This window comes from Micromonospora sp. WMMA1996 (genome assembly GCF_002573675.1).
In the GTDB taxonomy this organism is placed as follows: Bacteria; Actinomycetota; Actinomycetes; order Mycobacteriales; family Micromonosporaceae; genus Micromonospora; species Micromonospora sediminicola.
On the sequence record NZ_PDHU01000005.1, the window covers coordinates 183,731 to 202,241 of the forward strand.

Sequence of the window (18,511 nt, forward strand, 5' to 3'; positions counted from 1 at the left end):
TCCCGTGACACCCGAACTCATCGCCGTGCTGGCGGTGATCGCGGTCGCCATGGCGTTCGACTACACGAACGGCTTCCATGACGCGGCCAACGCGATCGCCACCAGCATCTCGACCCGGGCGCTGACCCCCCGGATCGCGCTCGGCCTGGCCGCCGTCGGCAACTTCGTCGGCGCGCACTTCGGCGCCGGGGTCGCCAAGACGGTCGGCGACGGACTGGTGACGCTACCGACCGGGGTGGAGAGCCTCGGCGTGGTCTTCGCCGGCGTACTCGGCGCGATCGCCTGGAACCTGATCACCTGGTACTTCGGCCTGCCGTCCTCCTCCTCGCACGCCCTCTTCGGCGGCCTGGTCGGCGCGACCCTGTTCGCCGCCGACGGCATCGTCCAGTGGGGCAACATCCTGGAGAAGGTCATCATCCCGATGGTCCTCTCGCCGGTGGTCGGCCTGGTGCTCGGCTTCCTGGTGATGCTCGCGATCATGTGGCTGTTCCGGAAGGGGCAGCCGGGCAAGCTCAGCCGGGGCTTCCGCTGGGCGCAGACCGTGTCCGCCGCCGCCATGTCGGTCGGCCACGGCATGCAGGACGCCGCCAAGACCATGGGCATCATCGTGCTGGCGCTCTACACCGGCGGCTTCCAGGAGAGCAAGACGCACATCCCGGGCTGGGTGTTCTGGACCTCCGCGACGATGCTGGCGCTCGGTACGTACGCGGGCGGCTGGCGGATCATCCGGACGCTGGGCCGGAAGATCATCGACCTCGGCCCGGCGGAGGGCTTCGCGGCCGAGACGGTGGCCAGCGCGGTGCTCTACTTCAACGCGCTGGTGCTCAAGGCCCCGATCTCCACCACGCACACGATCACCTCGGCGATCATGGGTGTGGGCGCGACGAAGCGGCTCTCCGCGGTGCGCTGGAACGTGGCCGGCAACATCGTGATCGCCTGGATCATCACGTTCCCGGCCGCCGCCGCGATCGCCTGCCTCGCGTATCTGCTGGTGCGCCCGCTGTTTTAAGGCGGGGCCCCCTTTTAACGCCTCAGGTAGAGGAGGGGCCCCTTCTTAACATCCGATGTTAAGAAGGGGCCCCTCCTTACACGTAGGAGACGCCGATCCGGGCCTTGATGTCGTCGATCAGGGTCATGACCTCCAGCGTGGCGGCGTGCGGCACCAGCGGGCTCTCGGTCAGCCCGGCCGCCAGGCAGCGCCCCACCTCGATCGCCTCGTACTGGTAACCGCCGCCGGTCATGTCCGCCGGGATCGTCTCCGGCTCGGCGTCGAGCCGGTGCAGCACCGCCGACCCGGGCCGGTAGAACGGCTCCGGCAGCTCGATCCGGCCGGTGGTGCCGGTGATCGACGCGGTGATCGCGGTGGCGCCCACCATGCCGCAGCTCAGCGTCGCCACCGCGCCGGAGTCCCAGCCCAGGACGATGCCGGTGTTCTCGTCCACCGCCTCCGGGCTCAGCCGCGCCCACGCCCGCACGTGCTGCGGCGCGCCGAGCACCAGGTGGGCCAGGCTCAGCGGGTAGACGCCGAGGTCGAGCAGCGCGCCCCCGCCCAGCGCGGGATTCCGCATCCGGTGCTCGGGCGGGAACGGCCCGGCCACCCCGAAGTCGGCCCGGACGTGGGTCACCTCGCCGATCGCGCCGTCGGAGATCAGCTCCAGCACCCGCAGGATCAGCGGGTTGGTCCGCATCCACATGGCCTCCATGAGGAAGAGCCCGCGAGCGCGCGCCGTCTCCACCAGCTCGGTGGTGGTGGGCAGGTCCAGCGTGCAGGGCTTCTCCACCAGCACCGCCTTGCCGCCGGCCAGGCAGGCCAGCGCCGCCTCGTGGTGCGCGGCGTGCGGCGTGGCCACGTAGATCGCGTCCAGGTCCGGGTCCGCGGCCAGTTCGGCCCAGGAGGCGTACGCCCGCGGCACGTCGTGCCGCCGCGCGAACGTCTCGGCGCTCTCCCGGGTGCGCGACCCGACCGCCACCAGTTCGGCGTCCGGCACCAGCCGCAGGTCGTCGGCGAAACAGGTGGCGATGTGCCCGGTGGCCAGGATTCCCCAACGCGTCATTCCCGGCACGTTATCCCTTCCCGCTCCGGGACCGGCAGGGTGATCCACCCGTCGGGACGTCAGGACCGGTTCGGGACCTTCTCTCATCGCGAAAGTCGACGAGGAACTGGCCGTCTCCACCGAGCTGAATCCGGCCGCCTCACCACGGCTGGGGCGGTATGGGAGTGCCTTCACGCAGATACGACAACGCCCGCCGCGCCTCCTGCCGCAGGAGTGGGGTGAGGCAGGGCTCTTCCAGGAATGCCTCGTACAAGGTCCTGCCCCGGCTGGGATCCGTGTCGGCGACGCAGCGGATCGCCGCACTGCGGACCACGAGGTCCACATCGGCGAGGGCCCGCTCGACCGCCTCCCGGCTCGCCCGGCCGGTGTGCTTGGCCAGTGCCCTGACGGCGTTGACGCGGTGCAGGAAGTCCTCGTGCCGAGCCTGCTCGCAGAGGATGCGCGTAGCGCGGGGATCGTTGATGTCGCCGAGGATCACGATCTCCGTCGTGCCGACGCGGCTCGGCATCTGGGCGAGAAACTCCTCGGGCGCGACCAGGGCGGCGATGTGCAGGGCAGCCGACCAGCCGTCGCCCAGATCCCGGCCAGTAGCGCTCGTGGCCAGGTTCGCCGTGGCCCTGCCGTAGTAGAGGTCGAAGACACGTCTCGCTCCGGTCGGCCCGGCGGCGATCAGGGCTTCGTCGGCCCCGGGCTCCCAGTCGAGAACCCTGGCGATCACGGCATCGAGACCATCGATCATCGGCCTATGATGCCATTGATCTTGTCGACCGCATGGTGGGCGCCACAGCCACGGCAAGCCGGCCGCAGGCGGAAACCGAGCGCGGACGGGGCGGCTGCTTGCGGCCGAACATGGTCCGCGAGGCAGGGCCTAGGCTCGGCGCATGACGACTGACGGCTTCGCCGCACCCCCCGCCCTGGTGGAGCACGCCCGCCGGTTCCACGCCGAGGGTGGCGTGCCGGCGGTGCCCCGGGTCGCCGCCACCGTGCTGCTGCTCCGCCCGGCCGGTGACGACTTCGAGGTCTACCTGATCCGCCGGGTCGCGGCGATGACGTTCGGCGGCATGTACGCCTTCCCCGGCGGCGGGGTGGACCGCTCCGACTCCGAGGCGCACCTGGGCTGGGCCGGGCCGGAGCCGGCGGCCTGGGGTGAGCGGTTCCGGCTCGACCCGGCGGACGCGCAGGCGGTGGTCTGCGCCGCCGCCCGCGAGGTCTTCGAGGAGGCGGGCGTGCTGCTGGCCGGCCCGGACGCGGGCACCGTGGTCGGCGACGTGAGCGGCGACGAATGGGAGGCGGCCCGGCAGGACCTGGTGGGTCGGCGTACCGGCTTCGCGGATCTGCTGGCCGGGCGCGGTCTGACGCTCCGGTCCGACCTGCTGCTGCCGTGGACCCGGTGGATCACGCCGGAGTTCGAGCCGCGCCGCTTCGACACGTACTTCTTCGTGGCGCTGCTGCCCGAGGGGCAGCGGACCCGCGACGTCTCCGGCGAGGCCGACCACACGCTGTGGCTGCGCCCGGCGGACGCGCTGGCCCGGGCGGAGGCGGGGGAGCTGACCATGCTGCCGCCGACGATGGTCACCCTGGGCGAGATCGCCGCCGCCGGCGACCTGGCCGGCGTGGCCCGCGCCGCCGCGGACCGCGACCCGGGTACGCCCATCCTGCCGCGCATCGAGGACCTGGACGGGGCGCAGCCGCGCTTCCTGCTCCGCTGAGCGGGGTGTTAAAAGGGGCCCCCTGCTATGCAGAATGCGTTAACAGGGGGCCCCTCCTTGCACCTCAGCCGAAGCGGCCGGTGATGTAGTCCTCGGTCTTCTTCTGGCTCGGGTTGCTGAAGATCTTCTGGGTGTTGTCGTACTCGATCAGGCGGCCCGGGTCGCCGGTCTTCTCGATCGAGAAGAAGGCGGTGCGGTCCGACACCCGCGCGGCCTGCTGCATGTTGTGCGTGACGATGATGATGGTGAACTTGTCCTTCAGCTGGAACATCAGGTCCTCGATGGCCAGCGTGGAGATCGGGTCCAGGGCCGAGCACGGCTCGTCCATCAGCACCACCTGCGGCTCGACCGCGATGGTGCGGGCGATGCACAGCCGCTGCTGCTGACCGCCGGAGAGGCCGGCGCCGGGCTTGCCGAGCCGATCCTTGACCTCGTCCCACAGGTTCGCCGAGCGGAGCGCCTTCTCGGCCGTCTCCTCCAGGATCGACTTGCGTCGGACGCCGTTGAGCCGCAGCCCGGCCACCACGTTCTCGAAGATGCTCATGGTGGGGAACGGGTTCGGCCGCTGGAAGACCATGCCGATCATCCGGCGTACGGCCGTGACGTCCACGTCGCGGTCGTAGATGTCCTGCCCGTCGATGGTCAGGTTGCCCTCGACCCGGGCGCCGGGCAGCACCTCGTGCATCCGGTTGATCGACCGCAGGAAGGTGGACTTGCCGCAGCCGGACGGGCCGATCAGGGCGGTCACCGTCTTCGGCTCGACGGTCAGGTTGATGTTCTCGATCGCCTTGAACCCGCCGTAGTAGGCGGTGACGTTCGAGGCTTCGACGCGCTTGGCCATGGTGGCGGTACCTCCGGGGTTCATCGGCCGAGCCGGTTTCGACGGGCCAGCAACTTCGCCGCGACGGTCAGGACGAGGACGAGCGCGACCAGGGTGAGCGCCGCGGTCCACGCCCGCGCCGGCGAGTACTTCGAGGCCTCGCCGGCCTGCTGGTAGACGAAGAGGGCCAGCGACGACTGGTTGTTCTCGAACGGGTTGAAGTTGATCGAGGCGCCACCACCGGCGACGAGCAGCACCGGCGCGGTCTCGCCGGCGGCCCGCGCGATGGCGAGCATGATGCCGGTGACGATGCCGGGCAGCGCGGTCGGCAGCACGACCCGCAGGATGGTCTTCCACTTCGGCACGCCGAGGGCGTAGGCGCCCTCGCGCAGCGGCGCCGGCACGAGCCGGAGCATCTCCTCGGTGGACCGGACGATGGTGGGCAGCATGAGCACGCTCAACGCCAGCGCGGCGGCGAAGCCGGAGAAGCTCGGCCGGCCGTCGTTGAACCACGGCGAGACGATCAGCACCCAGAACGCCAGCACGAACAGGCCGGTGACGATCGACGGGATGCCGGTCATCACGTCGACGAAGAAGCGGATGGTGAACGCGAACCGGCCCCGGCCGTACTCGACCACGTAGATGGCGCAGAGCACGCCGAGCGGCACGGTGATCAGGGCGGCGATGCCGACCTGCTCCAGCGTGCCGATGATCGCGTGGTAGGCGCCGCCGTTGGCGTCCCGCGCCCCGATGTTGTTCATCGAGGTGCCGAAGAAGTTGCCGTCCAGCCGCTCGGAGCCCTTGCTGACCAGCGTCCACACCACCGAGGCCAGCGGCAGCACGGCCAGCACGAAGGCGGAGTGGATCAGCGCGCTCCAGGTCCGGTTGCGGGCGGACCGCCGGCCCTCCACCGCGTTCGTCGCGACGTAGAGACCGACCAGGTAGAGCAGCGCGCCGAGCACCACGACCAGGACCGGTCCGCCGATGCCGGCGCCGTACACGAGGGCCGCCGCGAGCAGCAGCGCCGCGACGGCGATGACGGGCGCGGCGTACGCCGGGAGCCGTCGGGCCCGCAGCGTGGCCGGCTGGGCCGGCGGGCGCGGGCGGGAGGGGGTGAGAGTGGAGGTCATGCCGCAGACTCCGTGAACTCGCGGCGGCGGTAGATGATCGCGCGCGCGGTGATGTTGACGATCAGCGTGATCGCGAAGAGCACCAGGCCGGAGGCGATCAGGGCGCCGCGGCCGGTGTCGTTCGCCTCGGCGAACCGGTTGGCGATGTTCGCGGCGATCGAGTTGCCGCCGCTCTGCAGGATGTTGAACGAGATGGCGTACGTCGAGCCGAGCGTGAGCGCCAGCGCGATGGTCTCGCCGAGCGCCCGGCCCAGGCCCAGCATCACCGCGGCGATGACGCCCGGCCGGCCGTACGGCAGGACCGCGGTGCGGATCATCTCCCAGCGGGTGGCGCCGAGCGCGAGCGCGGCCTCCTCGTTGGCGGTCGGGGTCTGCCGGAACACCTCGCGGGAGAGCGAGGTGACGATCGGCAGCACCATGATCGCCAGCACCACGGAGCCGAGCAGGATCGAGCTTCCGTACGGGCCGTCGCCGAAGATCGGGATCCAGCCGAAGTACGTGTTCAGCCAGGCGGAGAGGTCGGCGACCGGCTGGGCGAAGTAGTCGCGGCCCCAGAGTCCGAAGACCACGCTCGGCACCGCGGCCAGCAGGTCGATCACGAACCCGAGTCCGTTGCCGAGCCGGCGGGGGGCGTAGTGCGACAGGTAGAGGGCGATGCCGAGCGCGACGGGCACCGCCATGAGCAGCGCCAGCAGCGAGCTCAGGACGGTGCCGAAGGCGAGCGCGCCGATGCCGAACTTCGGCGGGTTGTCGTTCGGGAACCAGCCCTCGAAGGTCCAGAACGACTCGGTGTTGGCCCGCAGCGCCGGCACGGCCTTGGCGATCAGGAAGATCGCGATGGCCGCGATGATCACCAGCACCGTGGTGCCGGCGGCCAGGGTGAGGCCGCGGAACGCCCGTTCCGCGCCGAAGGCGCGGGCGCGGGGCAGGCCGCCGCCCCCGCCGAGGTCGCCGCCGGGGCGGCCAAGGGGGTTTCCGGAGCGCTCGGCCACACGCGCCGAGGCACCGGCGGGCCGCTCGTGGCTCATGGCCACGGGGGTCCCGCCGGTGCCGGCGTGCGCCGAGCGGTGAGGGGTGTCACCCATCTGCTCGCTCGCTTCGCGTTGAGGAGGTGTCGATCAGGGCGTCAGGAGAGGCTCTTGACCGCGGCCTCGACCTTGGTGCGGACGGTCTCGGGCAGCGGGGCGTAGCCCAGCTCCACCAGCTCCTGCTGGCCCTCGGCGCTGGCGGCGTGGCCGAGCAGGCCCTTGACCAGGGGCAGCTTGTCGGCGGCGAGGCCCTTGCTGCAGACGATCTCGTAGGTCGCCAGGACGATCGGGTAGGCCCCGGCCTCCTTGGTGTTGTAGTCGATCGACATCTTGAGGTCGTTGCCCTGGCCCTCGAACTTGGCCCCGGCGATGGTCTTGCCGGCCGAGTCGCCGGTCAGCTCGACGAACTCGCCGGCGCCGTTCTTGACCTTGGCCATCTTCAGGCCGGAGTTCTCGGCGTACGACCACTCGACGTAGCTGATGGTGCCGTCGGTGCTCTTGACCTTGCTGGCCACGCCGTCGGACTTGGCCGCGCCGACGCCGCCCGGGGCCTTCCACGCCTTGGAGTTGCCCAGGGTCCAGTCCGCCTCGGCGGTCTTGGACAGGTACTTGGTGAAGTTGTCGGTGGTGCCCGACTCGTCGGAGCGGTGCACCGCCTGGATCGCGGTCGACGGGAGCTTGGCGTCCGGGTTGTCGGCCTTGATCGCCGCGTCGTCCCACTTGGTGACCTTGCCGGCGAAGATCTTCGCCAGGGTGGCCGGGCTGAACTGGAGGTTGTCCGCGCCGCTGACGTTGTAGACCACGGCGACCGGGCCGATCACCATCGGCAGGTTGAGGGCCTGACCGCCGGCGCACTTGGCGTCGGCCTGCGGCTGCTCCTCCGGCTTGAGGGCGGAGTCGGAACCGGCGAAGTCGGCGGTGCCGGCGATGAACGCCTGGATGCCGGCGCCCGAGCCGCTCGGCTCGTAGTTGATCGTGGTGCCGGAGCACTTCTGCTGGTAGGCCTTGATCCACTCGGCCATGGCGTTCTTCTGCGCGGAGGAGCCCTGCGCGTTCAGCGTGCCGGTGGCGCAGTCCGCCGCGGCGGCGGAACCGGTGGCACCGGCGGCCGGCTCGTTGTTGTCCGAGCCGCAGGCGCTGAGACCGAGAACCGCGGTAAGAGCGAGACAGGCGATGGCGCCGTGCCGCTGGAGCTTCACTTCAGGGGTTTCCCTTCACGTCTTTGGTCAGGTCGCCCGGGGTGCCGGGGGCCGGCGCTGACCGGCTGACGTGAAAGTTAGGAGGGCCAGGTGGACGGTTCGCCGGTCGTAAGTGAACGCGGGATGAACACGTCCGGCCGGCGAGGTGGCCGTACGCTGAGGGGGGACTGTCCATTTCGTGAACTCGCGACCCGCTATCGCTTTTAGTGCGATTTATCCGGGCAGCCGTTATCGCGCCGAGCCTGTCGCGTGATGCTCCCGTGACCGCGCCCGGGCGGCCCGCCGGCGGTCAGCCGAGTTGGTAGTTGACGTGCGCGGACCAGCGGGCGAAGCCGGTCCGCTCGTAGAGCGCGACAGCGCCGGTGTTGCTCTCGTCGACGTAGAGCATCACCCGGTCCAGCCCTCGCCGGTCGCGCAGGTAGGTCAGGCCGGCGGCGGTGAGGACCCGGCCGAGCCCGCCCCGGTGCGCGGACGGGTCGACGCCGAGCACGTAGACCTCGCCGATCGGGGCCGACCCGGGCCGCTCGTGCACCTTGGTCCAGTGGAAACCGAGCAGCCGGCCGGTGCCGGACTCGACCGCGAGCAGGAAGCCGGCGCTGTCGAACCACGATTCGCCGAGGCGTACGCGGAGGTCGTCCAGCGTCCACCGGCCCTGCTCGGGGTGCTGGGCGAAGGCGGCGTTGTTGACCGCCAACCAGGCCTCGTCGTCCTCGCCCGGACGGAACGCGCGCAGCTCCACCCCCTCGGGCAGGCTCGGCTCGGCCAGCGCGGCGGTCAGCGGCCGGCGCAGCTGCCACAACACCCGGGCCCGGGTGAAACCCAGATCGACCGCGAGCGCGGCGGCCGACGGGTGGTCGCCGTGCGCCCAGGCGCGCACCGGCCCGGTGGCGGCGGCCAGCACCGCCCGGGCCAGCGCCCGGCCGGTGCCCCGGCGTCGGTGCGCGGGGTGCACGACCAGCTCCACGCCGACGCCGTCGGCCGGCGCGGTGGTGTCGAGGTGCGCGTAGCCGGTCAGGGCGCCGCCGGGGGTCCGGGCGGTGAGGTGCACGGCCGGGGCCGCCGGGTCGCGCAGCCGCAGCAGCACGTGTTCGTCGAGCGGGTCGGCGCCGTCGGCGTCGCCGGCGGCGCGGGCCAGCGCCAGCACCTCGGTGACCTCGTCCGGCGTCAGCCGGTCCGCCGGGGCGACCTCGGCCGCGCCCCGCCCTGCGTCGCCCGTCGGCTCGGTGCTGCTCATCCGTGTCACGGTAGCGGCCCGCGGGCCGCCGTTCGCGCCGGCTCCGGGCGGGTGGCGGTGGCCCTCGTCACGGGGCGTCGAGGGGCAGCGGTTCCAGCTCGAACCGGGCCAGCAGTTCGGGCAGCAGGCGCTGCAACGCGGCCACGGTGCCGGAACGGTCGCCGCCGGCGTCGTGCATGAGCACGATCGCGCCGGGGCCGGTCTGGGTGCGGACGGTCGCCTCGATGGTGGTCGCGCCCGGCGCCTTCCAGTCCGACGGGTCGACGTTCCAGTGCAGCGGGGTGAGGCCCAGCTCCGCGCAGACCGACACCACCGGAGCGGTCCAGGCGCCGCCCGGCTGGCGGTAGTACGCGATGTGCGCGTCGGGCGCGGCGGCCAGGATCGCGTCGTTGGTGCGCAGCAGGTCGGCGCGGATCGTCTCGGGCGACCGCTTGCCCAGGTTGACGTCGTGTCGCCAGGAGTGGTTGCAGACGGTGTGCCCCTCGGCCACGATCGACCGGAGCAGGTCCGGGTGGCTCTCGACGTTCTCGCCGACGACGCAGAACGTGGCCTTCACCCCGTACTGGCTCAGCAGGGCGAGCACCTGCGGGGTCCACCGGGGGTCGGGGCCGTCGTCGAACGTCAACGCGACGCGGGCGGAGCCGGTGGCGGTCAGGGCGCCGAACGGGCCGGGGCCGTCGTCACCGCCGTCCGGGGCGCTCGGGTCGGCGTCCGGTGAGGTGTCGGGGTGTGCCCGGCCCGGCGCCGCGGGGAACTCGGTGCTCGGTGGCTGGTCGGCGTAGTGCGGCCCGGCGGTGGAACTGGCCACCCCGGTGGTCGTCGGGTGCTGCTCCGGCACCAGGCTGCGACCCAGCACGTAGGCCGAGGCCAGCAGGCCGGCCAGCACCACGGTCACGATGCCGGTCGCGCGCACGGTCGCGCCCGACATCAGTGGTACCGGCCGTTCGTCGCCCCCGTGGTCACCGCGCGCACCGTCGCCCCCTTTACCCGCCAAATCCGGCAGTCAGGATATGACTGACTGATGGGGCAAAAAGGGCATTCAGCGAAACTGTTCCTCGGTCGGGGGAGCGGTCAGACCGGGAGCGGGGCCGGCTCCGACTCCGGCAGCGAACGCGACGGCGGCACCACGAACTTGTAACCGACCTGCCGGACCGTGCCGATCATCGACTCGTACTCGGAACCGAGCTTGGCGCGCAGGCGCCGGACGTGGACGTCCACCGTGCGCGTGCCGCCGAAGTAGTCGTAGCCCCAGACCTCGCGGAGCAACTGGTCCCGGGTGAAGACCCGCCCCGGGTGCTGGGCGAGGAACTTCAACAGCTCGAACTCCTTGTAGGTGAGGTCGAGCGGACGGCCCTTCAGCTTCGCGGCGTAGGTGTCCGGGTCGATGTTCAGCTCACCGGCCCGGATCGAGCCGCCGGCGCCGGCGGTGGCGTTGCTCAACCGGCCGACCGCGAGCCGCAGCCGGGCCTCCACCTCGGCCGGGCCGGCCGCGGCGAGGATCACGTCGTCCACGCCCCAGTCGGCGTTCAGCGCGATCAGGCCGGCCTCGGTGACCACCGCGACCAGCGGCACGCCCAGCCCGGTGGCGTGGAGCATCCGGCAGGTGGCCCGCGCCTCGCTCAACTCCGAGCGGGCGTCCACCAGGACGGCGTCCGGGGTCGGGCCGGAGACCAGCGTGCGGACGTCGCGGGGTGCGGTGCGGACCGAGTGCGGCAGCAGGTCGAGCGCCGGCAACACCGCCGACGGCTCACCCGCCCGCGCGGTCACGAGCAGCAGGAGCTCCACGATCACCTCCGTCCCGGCGGCCCTTCGGCCGCACGCGACCAGCGGCACGCCCGGGTGTGGGGCGGCGCTGTGAACTTGCGTGGGTCCCGGCGTCGCTGACGGGCGGGGTAACGGGTTGAGCGTAACCGATCGTCCGGCCGTCACCTTCGCGTCCTTTCCCCTTTGCCCCATCTGCCCTCGATCGCGGCACAGGTTTTAACGTTGCCGAAACCGTGACCTCCGCCGAGCCGCCCGGGTCTGGCACGATCGGGGCGTGTTTCCCTCCACCTCGCGCGACAGCGGTCGTGAACCGTGGGCCGACGACCCGCCACCCGGGCCGTCCGGCCCCGCCCGTGGCTACCCGCCCGCCCCACGTACCGGGCCCGCTGAGGAGGAGGGTGAACGGCGGGAGCGGAAGGGCCCGCGCCGGCTCCGCAAGGGCGGCCCCGGTCGGCGTCCCGACGACGAGCCCGGCGAGGCCCCCGAGGAGGAGGTCCCGCCGGTGGAGTTCCGCCGGCCGCTGGCGCTGACCGTGGCGGGCTTCGCCGCGCTGCTCGGCGTGGGGCTGGTCCTCGGGGCGCAGACCTCCGGCCCCGGGCACCGGCTGCCCTTCGCGATCATCATCTTCGGCGTCCAGCTGCTCTTCGTGCTCGCCTGGACGATGGCCATGCGACCGCCCGCGCTCCTGGTCGTCGCGCTGGTCAGCGTCGGCGCGGCGGCCATCGCGGACGTCGCCGCCGTCCGGTCGGACGTCGCCGGCCTGGCCCCGCTCGGCTACGCGGCCGCCGCCGGACTGCTGCTCGGCGTGCTGGGTCAGCTCGTCCGCCGGGTCGACCGGGCCCGGGTCACCGAGTCGCTGGGCGGCACCCTGCTCATCGTGGTCGGCGTGGTCGCCTTCGGCACGTTGATCGTGCTCAGCCGGATCCCCAAGGGCACCCAGGCGATCACGCTCTGCCTCACCGCCGCCGGGGTGGCCCTGCTGGTGGCCCGGTTGACCGACGCCATCGCCCCCTGGCCCCGGCTCGCCCCGCAGGTGCCCCGCGGCGCGGCCGGTGTGGTGGCGGGCGCCATGCTCGGCACCCTGACCAGCGCCGTGCTCGGCAGCTACCTGGTCGGGTTCACCCCGACCAGCGCCGCGCTGGTCGGCGTGGTCGCCGCGGCCACCGCCGTGCTGGCCGACCTCGCCGTGGGCTACGCCGAGGCGGGCCGGCTGATGGCCGGCGAGCCGCCGACCATGTGGGTGGCCCGGCACATGCAGGGGCCGCTGGGCGGCTTCGCGCTCGCCGCGCCGGCCGCGTACGCGATGTGCGTGCTCTTCCTCTGAGCCCGCGGTTGGGGAGGATTCGCCTCGGGTAAGTACGGTTGCGCCGCGAGGCGCGGTGACGGCGGCGAGGACTGGAGGCGGCGTGGCAGAGGCGTACCCGGCGGAGGGCCGGCCCCGCCGGCGGGGCCGGAAGGTGCTCATCGGATTCGTCGTCCTGCTGCTCGTGCTGGGCGGGCTGCTGGTCGTCGCCGACCGGGTGGCCGCCGGCGTGGCCGAGCGGGCGATCGCCGACCAGGTGCGCCAGGAGGTGGCGAAGCAGGACGCGCAGTCCGCCGCGCCCCAGGTCGAGGTGGGCGGCTTCCCGTTCCTGAACCAGGTTCTCGCCGGGAAGTACGAGCGCATCTCGATCCAGCTGACCGACGTGCAGGGCAACGTCCAGGGCGACGCGGTCAGCGTGCCGCGGTTGGACGTGGACGCCCGCAACGTGACCGCCTCGCTGGACACGCTCCGCTCCGGCCAGGGCGACGTGGTGGCGGAGAGCGTCGTCGGCCGGGGCACGGTCACCTACGACAGCCTGGCGAAGCTGCTGGACCGGCCCGGGCTGACGCTGGGCGAGCGCGACGGCAAGCTCGCCGTCACCGCCCCGGTGGACATCCTCGGCGTCAAGCTGACCGTCAACGGCACCGCCGACGTGACAGTGGTCGACGGCAAGGTGGCGCTGCGCTTCAACGACCTCACCGCCGAAGGGCTGCCGAACGTGCCGCTGGCGCGGAGCCTGCTGGCCAACTACGCCAAGGGCATCTCGATCGACGTGCCGCTGCCGGAACTGCCGTTCCAGCTCAACGTCCGCAAGGTCCAGCCGACGCCGGAGGGCCTGACCGTGGACGCGGACGCGAAGAACGTGCCGATCAACTCCGCCCGCTGACGTCCCGGATGCTGGTCGGCCCGGTGCCCTGTGGCCGGGTCGGCTGGTAGTCTCCCTCCCCATGGGGACCCACCTCACCAAACGGCGCGCGGTCGACCTGTGCCGCGTGGCCACCTGCCTGTGTCGCCCCGTCATCTGACGGCGGGGCTGTCCCCGGTCGCCTGAGCGACCATCGGCACCAAGGGTCCGCAACACCCCCCTGAACGCCCGGCAGCGGCGCCGTCGCACGTACCCGTGATCCGTTCCTAGCTCTGGGTCCCGCGCGTGGTGCGACACCTACCGACCTCGATCCCCGCGCGCAGGCTCACCACCCATCCTCACCAGGGAGTGATCTGATGAGTCGCGACACCGCACTCGTCTCGGCCGAGTGGGCCGAGAAGAACCTCGACGCCCCGGGCGTCGTCTTCGTCGAGGTCGACGAGGACACCTCGGCCTACGACACCGGCCACATCGCCGGCGCGATCAAGCTCGACTGGCGGACCGACCTGCAGGACCCGATCCGTCGGGACTTCGTCAACCGGTCCCAGTTCGAGGCGCTGCTCTCCGAGCGGGGCATCGCCAACGACGACGTCGTCGTCCTCTACGGCGGCAACAACAACTGGTTCGCCGCGTACGCGTACTGGTACTTCAAGCTCTACGGCCACCGCGACGTCAAGCTGCTCGACGGCGGCCGCAAGAAGTGGGAGCTGGACGCCCGTCCGCTGGTCACCGACGCGGTCGAGCGGCCGAAGACGCAGTACGTGGCGCAGGAGCCGGACACCTCGATCCGCGCGTTCCGCGACGAGGTGGTCGACGCCATCGGCACCAAGAACCTGGTCGACGTGCGCAGCCCCGACGAGTACGCCGGCCGACTGCTCGCCCCGGCCCACCTCCCGCAGGAGCAGGCGCAGCGGGCCGGTCACGTGCCGACCGCGATCAGCGTGCCGTGGTCCAAGGCGGCGAACGAGGACGGCACGTTCAAGTCCGACGACGAGCTGCGCAAGATCTACGCCGACGCCGGGCTGGACGACGGCAAGGAGACGATCGCCTACTGCCGCATCGGCGAGCGCTCCTCGCACACCTGGTTCGTGCTCCAGGAGCTGCTCGGGCACCGCAACGTGAAGAACTACGACGGTTCCTGGACCGAGTACGGCTCGCTGGTCGGCGTGCCGGTGGCGCTCGGCGACGAGCCCGGGGAGGCCTGACATGACCGCTCCGACCGCTCCCACCGCCGCCGGTTGCGCCGCGCCGGACCAGGCCGCCCCCCTCCCGGCCAGCCTGGACCTGGAGAAGGAAACCGTCATCACCGGCCGGGTGCTGGCCGAGTCCGGCGAGGTCGTGCCGGGCGCGTACGTCCGGCTGCTCGACTCGACCGGCGAGTTCACCGCCGAGGTGGTGACCTCGGCGGCCGGCCAGTTCCGGTTCTTCGCCGCGCCGGGCTCGTGGACCCTGCGGGCGCTCTCCCGCCACGGCAACGGCGACACCGCCGTGACCGCGGCCCGGGGGATCAACGAGGTGACCGTCGCGGTCGCCGCCTGACCCACGCTCTGACCGTGGCCCGTCACCCCACCGGGGTGACGGGCCACGAGCCGTTCCGGGGTCGGGGGTGCCCAGGCGCGGGCGGCCGGGTCGCCGGCACGTGGCACCATGGCCCGGTGAGTGCCGTCCAGGCGGGATACGCCCCGCCCACCCCTCCCGACCGGCCCGCCGCCGGCCGGCGTCGGCTGCGCTGGCTGGTGGCCGCCACGGTGGTGTGGGCCGTGCTGCTCGCCGGGCTGACCTGGTGGTCGGTGCGCAACGACCCGCCGACGGTCAAGGAGCAGCGCTCGCTGGACCAGGCCGGCCCGGTGGTGGACCGCGCGGTCGGCGTGCTGACCGCCGCGATCGGGGCGGACGGCGTCCCGGCGCTCCTGCCGGACCGGCTGGAGCGGGGCTGCCGGGTGACGCCGCTGGACGACGGCGCGTCCCTGGAACGTGGCATCGAGGTGGCGACCGGCGACGTCGACGTCCGGGAGGTGTTGCGTCGGGTGGCCGACCGGCTGCCGGCGCAGTGGCGCGCCGGTGTCTCGACGCTCGACGGCGAGCCGCTGCTGCGCGCCGACGCCGGGGAGTTCGTCGCGGTCGAGGGCCGGTCCGGCGGGCCGGGCCGGGTGCTGCTGACGGCCGCCACCGGCTGCCGGCCGGTCGGTGCGGGCTACCGCGCTCCCGCCGCCGACGCCGCCGCCGAGTCCGCCGCGCTGGCCCGCGCGCTGGCCCGCTGGGGCGGCGCCACCGGGCCGGTCCAGGTGCTGGCCGCGCCCTGCCCAAACGGTGGGACCACGCGGACCGCCCGCGCCGAGGCCGCCGCGGCGGCCGACCAGCCGCTGGCCCCCGCGTTCGGCGTCGGCGCGGCGCCGGTGGTGGACTCCGCCGACCGGTACGCCCGGGCGGGTGACCCGGCGGTGCTGGCCGAGCGGGTCGACGAGCGGGTCCGGGTCGCGGTCACCACCTCCTGCCCCCGCTGACCCCGCTCAGTGCCGGTGGCCCCGGTGCTCGTCGTGCGCGGTGCGGCTGCGGCCCAGGGCGTCCACCCGGCCCCACCGGCCGGGGATGTCGAGCAGCTCCACCCGGCCCATGCCCGGCGGCACGGCCGGATCGATGATCAGATGCTCGCCCTGCGGTTCCAGCCCCAGCATCACCCGGAGCAGCAGCAGCGGCGTGCCGGCGGACCAGGCCTGCGGGCTGCACGCGGTCGGGTACTGCACCGGGTAGTCGGTCAGGCCGCGCTCGTAGCCGGCGAACGCCTCGGGGAGCCGCCCGTCGAAGTAGCGGGACGCGCTCAGCATCGACTCGCAGATCCGGCCGGCCTCCTCCCGGAAGCCGTACTTCCACAGGCCCCAGGCGATGATCGAGTTGTCGAACGGCCACACGGTGCCGACGTGGTAGCCGATCGGGTTGTACCGGCCCTGGTCGTCGGCGAGCGTCCGTACCCCCCAGCCGGAGAAGAGCCGCGGTCCGAGCAGGTGCGCGGCGATCGCCGGCGCCCGGGACTCGTCGACGATGCCGCTCCACAGCAGGTGGCCGATGTTCGAGGTGAGCGCGTCCACGTGCCGCCCCTGCGGGTCCAGGGCCAACGCGTAGTACTCCCGCTCCGGGATCCAGAAGTCGCGGTTGAACCGCTCCTTGAGCGCCGCCGCCTCCCGCTCCAGCCGGTCGGCGTACGCCGGGTCGTTCCAGTGGGTGCGGGCCAGCCGGGCGCCGCGCAGCTTGGCGTCGTACGCGTACCCCTGCAGTTCGCAGGTGGCGCGGGGGAAGTCCGGCATCCGGCCGTCGGCGTAGGAGATGGAGTCCGGCGAGTCCTTCCAGCACTGGTTCGGCAGCCCGGTCTCCGGGTTGCGGCTCATGTACCAGACGTAGCCCGTGCCGAGCAGGTCCCCGTACGTGTCGAGCCAGGTCAGCGCCGCCCGGGTCTCGTACTCCAGTTGGTGGACCAGTTTCGCGTCGCCGGTCCAGCGCTCGTACTCGTCGAGCAGGATCACGAACAGCGCGCTGGTGTCGGCCGCGCCGTAGTACGGCGAGTGCGGCTGCTCCTCGAAGCCGGCGGTCTCGCCGTACCGCAGCTCGTGCAGGATCTTGCCGGGCTCCTCGTCCCGGAAGTCGTCGATCCGGCTGCCCTGGAGTCCCGCCAGCATGAGGATGGTCGGCTGGACCAGTTCGGGAAGGAACGGCAGCACCTGGAGTGAGGTGAACATGCTGTCCCGCCCGAACAGGGTCATGAACCAGGGCAGGCCGGCGGCGACCAGCCGGACCCCGAGGGTGATCGACTCGTACCGGAGGGCGGCCAGGTCGTTCAGGCTGCGTCGGTACGCACCGGCCAGCGGCTCGCAGTCGCAGCCCAGCTTCGGGGCGCGTTCGATGAGCGCGTTCTGCTCGGCGTGGATCTCCGACGCCGAGCGGTGCCCGCCCAGCGGCAGGGTGGCCCGGATGTCCTCGCCGCGGGCCCCGTAGATCACGGTGGCGACGTGCAGCCGGGTGGTCCACTCGCCGTGTGCCGGCACCCGGACCCGGAACGTCATCCCGTTCGCGTCGACCTCGGCCGGGGCGGTGCTGGTCACCCGGGCCTCGCGGTGGAACGCCTCGCGCCGGTAGGTGAGCCGGAGCGCGTTCTCCTCGACGGTCGGCGTGGTGCGGCCCTTCTTCTCCCGCTGGTGCTTGATCTCGAAGAGGTCGGCGAAGTCCGACCCGATCTCCAGCCGCAGGCGGAACTCCTTCTCCTGCTCGGAGTGGTTGAGCAGGGTCAGTTCCTCGTCGAAGCTGCCGCCGATCGAGCGGCTGCGGATCACCGAGACCTTCGCGTCCAGGTAGTGCGTCGGCTCGCCGGGCACCATGAAGAACCGGGTCTTGTAGGACAGCGAGTCGTCGATCGAGAGCGCGTGCAGCAGTTGGCCGTCGAGCGACAGGATCCAGGTGGAGATGAACCGGGTGTCGAAGGAGAACAGCCCGGTGGGGAAGTCGTACGACGGCTCGATGTTGCCGCGCCCGTCGCTGACCAGGAACGTGTTGCCGTCGAGGATGCTGACCCGTTCCTTCACACCGACCGCCGGGCGTGTTCTCGGGCGGTCTCCCGCGGGTCCCGCACCCCGGGCCGGTCGGGCAGGAAGCGGCGGAACACCAGGAACAACGCCACCTTGCCGCTGAAGGTGGCCTCGTTGCGCAGCACCGCCGCCATGCCCGCCTCCTCGCCGGTGACCAGTTTCTCGAAGAGCCGGGTGGACACGGTCAGCACGGCGTCCGGCGGTCGCTGCTCCTCCCGGGTCACCTGGGCCGACCCGGGAGCGAGCGTCACGAACCAGTGCCCGGTGCGGTTGCCGTCGGTCAGGTCGATCTGCAGGGTCCCGGCTATCGGGCTGCGCAGGACGGACGCGGCCCGCGCCGGCAACGACGCGAAGAACCGCTCGGTCGCCTCACTCACATCCGAATGGTAGGCAGCCTAGGAACATGTCGGGACGGGATCGGCTCTCAGGGCAGAATGGACAACCCGGGCGGGTTGCTCAGTAGACGAGGGCCTGCGCGCCCTCGGTCATGGCTTCCTCGACGAAGACCGCCGCGCCCGCGATCCGCACGCCGGGGATCACGTCGTCCGTGCCGATGTCGCGGCGGGCGGCGCACTGGGTGCAGGCCGTCACCCGGCCGGTGGTCAGGATGACGTGCAGCAGCTCACCCAGCGGCGCGGAGTGCGGCAGCTCGAACGACTCGGCCCGCCCGGGCAGCGCGAACCAGGTCGACTCGCCGGTGAGCCAGAGCGACACCTCCACCCCCGCCGCGGCGGCGGTGGCGGCGACGGTGAACGCCTGGGCACAGCGTTCCGGGGCGTCCGCGCCCGCGGTGGCCTTGACGACGAGAGTGCGCGCCATGGCACCCAGCAT

Annotated in this window: 20 protein-coding genes; 8 read left to right on the forward strand and 12 right to left on the reverse strand. The window is 72.4% G+C overall.

Annotated elements, in window-relative coordinates; genetic code table 11:
• Nucleotides 1-4: 4 nt before the first annotated feature.
• Nucleotides 5-1,009 carry an inorganic phosphate transporter gene (locus COO58_RS26385; protein ID WP_091569139.1) on the forward strand — a complete coding sequence of 335 codons (1,005 nt, stop codon included), beginning with the start codon at nt 5-7 and terminating at the stop codon, nt 1,007-1,009.
• A 76-nt stretch (nt 1,010-1,085) separates the two neighbouring features.
• Here the strand turns inward: COO58_RS26385 and COO58_RS26390 are convergent, their stop codons facing one another.
• On the reverse strand, nt 1,086-2,054 hold the full coding sequence (locus tag COO58_RS26390) for a Gfo/Idh/MocA family protein (RefSeq protein WP_098747705.1): 969 nt from the start codon (nt 2,052-2,054) through the stop codon (nt 1,086-1,088).
• 139 nt (nt 2,055-2,193) lie between these two features.
• Nucleotides 2,194-2,793 carry a HEAT repeat domain-containing protein gene (locus COO58_RS26395; protein WP_098747707.1) on the reverse strand — a complete coding sequence of 200 codons (600 nt, stop codon included), beginning with the start codon at nt 2,791-2,793 and terminating at the stop codon, nt 2,194-2,196.
• A 142-nt stretch (nt 2,794-2,935) separates the two neighbouring features.
• Between COO58_RS26395 and COO58_RS26400 the strand changes: the two genes are divergently transcribed.
• Nucleotides 2,936-3,763, forward strand: a complete 828-nt coding sequence (locus tag COO58_RS26400) for an NUDIX domain-containing protein (RefSeq protein WP_098747708.1) — start codon at nt 2,936-2,938, stop codon at nt 3,761-3,763.
• 64 nt (nt 3,764-3,827) lie between these two features.
• Here COO58_RS26400 and pstB read toward each other — a convergent pair whose 3' ends face one another.
• From pstB to COO58_RS26435, 7 genes are all read right to left on the reverse strand, one after another.
• Nucleotides 3,828-4,604 carry a phosphate ABC transporter ATP-binding protein PstB gene (pstB, locus tag COO58_RS26405; protein ID WP_091569147.1) on the reverse strand — a complete coding sequence of 259 codons (777 nt, stop codon included), beginning with the start codon at nt 4,602-4,604 and terminating at the stop codon, nt 3,828-3,830.
• A gap of 20 nt (nt 4,605-4,624) precedes the next feature.
• Nucleotides 4,625-5,713, reverse strand: coding sequence for a phosphate ABC transporter permease PstA (pstA, locus tag COO58_RS26410; protein ID WP_098747710.1), 1,089 nt, complete (start codon nt 5,711-5,713; stop codon nt 4,625-4,627).
• On the reverse strand, nt 5,710-6,798 hold the full coding sequence (gene pstC / locus COO58_RS26415) for a phosphate ABC transporter permease subunit PstC (protein WP_091569150.1): 1,089 nt from the start codon (nt 6,796-6,798) through the stop codon (nt 5,710-5,712). The genes pstA and pstC overlap by 4 nt, the downstream gene beginning before the upstream one ends.
• A gap of 41 nt (nt 6,799-6,839) precedes the next feature.
• On the reverse strand, nt 6,840-7,940 hold the full coding sequence (pstS, locus tag COO58_RS26420; protein WP_091569153.1) for a phosphate ABC transporter substrate-binding protein PstS: 1,101 nt from the start codon (nt 7,938-7,940) through the stop codon (nt 6,840-6,842).
• Between the two features lie 289 nt (nt 7,941-8,229).
• Entirely contained in the window at nt 8,230-9,174 is a 945-nt protein-coding gene (gene mshD / locus COO58_RS26425) for a mycothiol synthase (RefSeq protein ID WP_098747712.1), read from the reverse strand.
• Nucleotides 9,175-9,241: 67 nt separating this feature from the next.
• Complete coding sequence (locus tag COO58_RS26430) at nt 9,242-10,102, reverse strand: polysaccharide deacetylase family protein (protein WP_091569158.1); 861 nt, start codon at nt 10,100-10,102, stop codon at nt 9,242-9,244.
• A gap of 143 nt (nt 10,103-10,245) precedes the next feature.
• Nucleotides 10,246-10,965 carry a response regulator transcription factor gene (locus tag COO58_RS26435; protein ID WP_217428853.1) on the reverse strand — a complete coding sequence of 240 codons (720 nt, stop codon included), beginning with the start codon at nt 10,963-10,965 and terminating at the stop codon, nt 10,246-10,248.
• 247 nt (nt 10,966-11,212) lie between these two features.
• Between COO58_RS26435 and COO58_RS26440 the strand changes: the two genes are divergently transcribed.
• From COO58_RS26440 to COO58_RS26460, 6 genes are all read left to right on the forward strand, one after another.
• Nucleotides 11,213-12,262, forward strand: coding sequence for a hypothetical protein (locus COO58_RS26440; RefSeq protein ID WP_091569161.1), 1,050 nt, complete (start codon nt 11,213-11,215; stop codon nt 12,260-12,262).
• 82 nt (nt 12,263-12,344) lie between these two features.
• A complete protein-coding gene (locus COO58_RS26445; protein ID WP_098747713.1) occupies nt 12,345-13,127 on the forward strand; it encodes a DUF2993 domain-containing protein in 783 nt (260 codons plus the stop codon).
• A gap of 61 nt (nt 13,128-13,188) precedes the next feature.
• Nucleotides 13,189-13,266 (forward strand): Ms5788A family Cys-rich leader peptide, encoded by a 78-nt coding sequence (locus tag COO58_RS31325; RefSeq protein ID WP_310503780.1) that lies wholly within the window; start codon nt 13,189-13,191, stop codon nt 13,264-13,266.
• Nucleotides 13,267-13,462: 196 nt separating this feature from the next.
• Nucleotides 13,463-14,311 (forward strand): sulfurtransferase, encoded by an 849-nt coding sequence (locus COO58_RS26450; protein ID WP_098747715.1) that lies wholly within the window; start codon nt 13,463-13,465, stop codon nt 14,309-14,311.
• A gap of 1 nt (nt 14,312) precedes the next feature.
• Nucleotides 14,313-14,645, forward strand: a complete 333-nt coding sequence (locus COO58_RS26455; protein ID WP_091569169.1) for a DUF1416 domain-containing protein — start codon at nt 14,313-14,315, stop codon at nt 14,643-14,645.
• 116 nt (nt 14,646-14,761) lie between these two features.
• Nucleotides 14,762-15,610 carry a hypothetical protein gene (locus COO58_RS26460; protein WP_098747717.1) on the forward strand — a complete coding sequence of 283 codons (849 nt, stop codon included), beginning with the start codon at nt 14,762-14,764 and terminating at the stop codon, nt 15,608-15,610.
• A gap of 6 nt (nt 15,611-15,616) precedes the next feature.
• Here COO58_RS26460 and COO58_RS26465 read toward each other — a convergent pair whose 3' ends face one another.
• From COO58_RS26465 to COO58_RS26475, 3 genes are all read right to left on the reverse strand, one after another.
• Nucleotides 15,617-17,677 (reverse strand): glycogen debranching N-terminal domain-containing protein, encoded by a 2,061-nt coding sequence (locus tag COO58_RS26465; RefSeq protein WP_091569174.1) that lies wholly within the window; start codon nt 17,675-17,677, stop codon nt 15,617-15,619.
• Nucleotides 17,674-18,057 (reverse strand): SCP2 sterol-binding domain-containing protein, encoded by a 384-nt coding sequence (locus COO58_RS26470; protein ID WP_091569177.1) that lies wholly within the window; start codon nt 18,055-18,057, stop codon nt 17,674-17,676. Before COO58_RS26470 ends, COO58_RS26465 begins: the two co-directional genes overlap by 4 nt.
• Nucleotides 18,058-18,136: 79 nt before the next feature.
• A complete protein-coding gene (locus tag COO58_RS26475) occupies nt 18,137-18,511 on the reverse strand; it encodes a DsrE family protein (RefSeq protein ID WP_091569179.1) in 375 nt (124 codons plus the stop codon).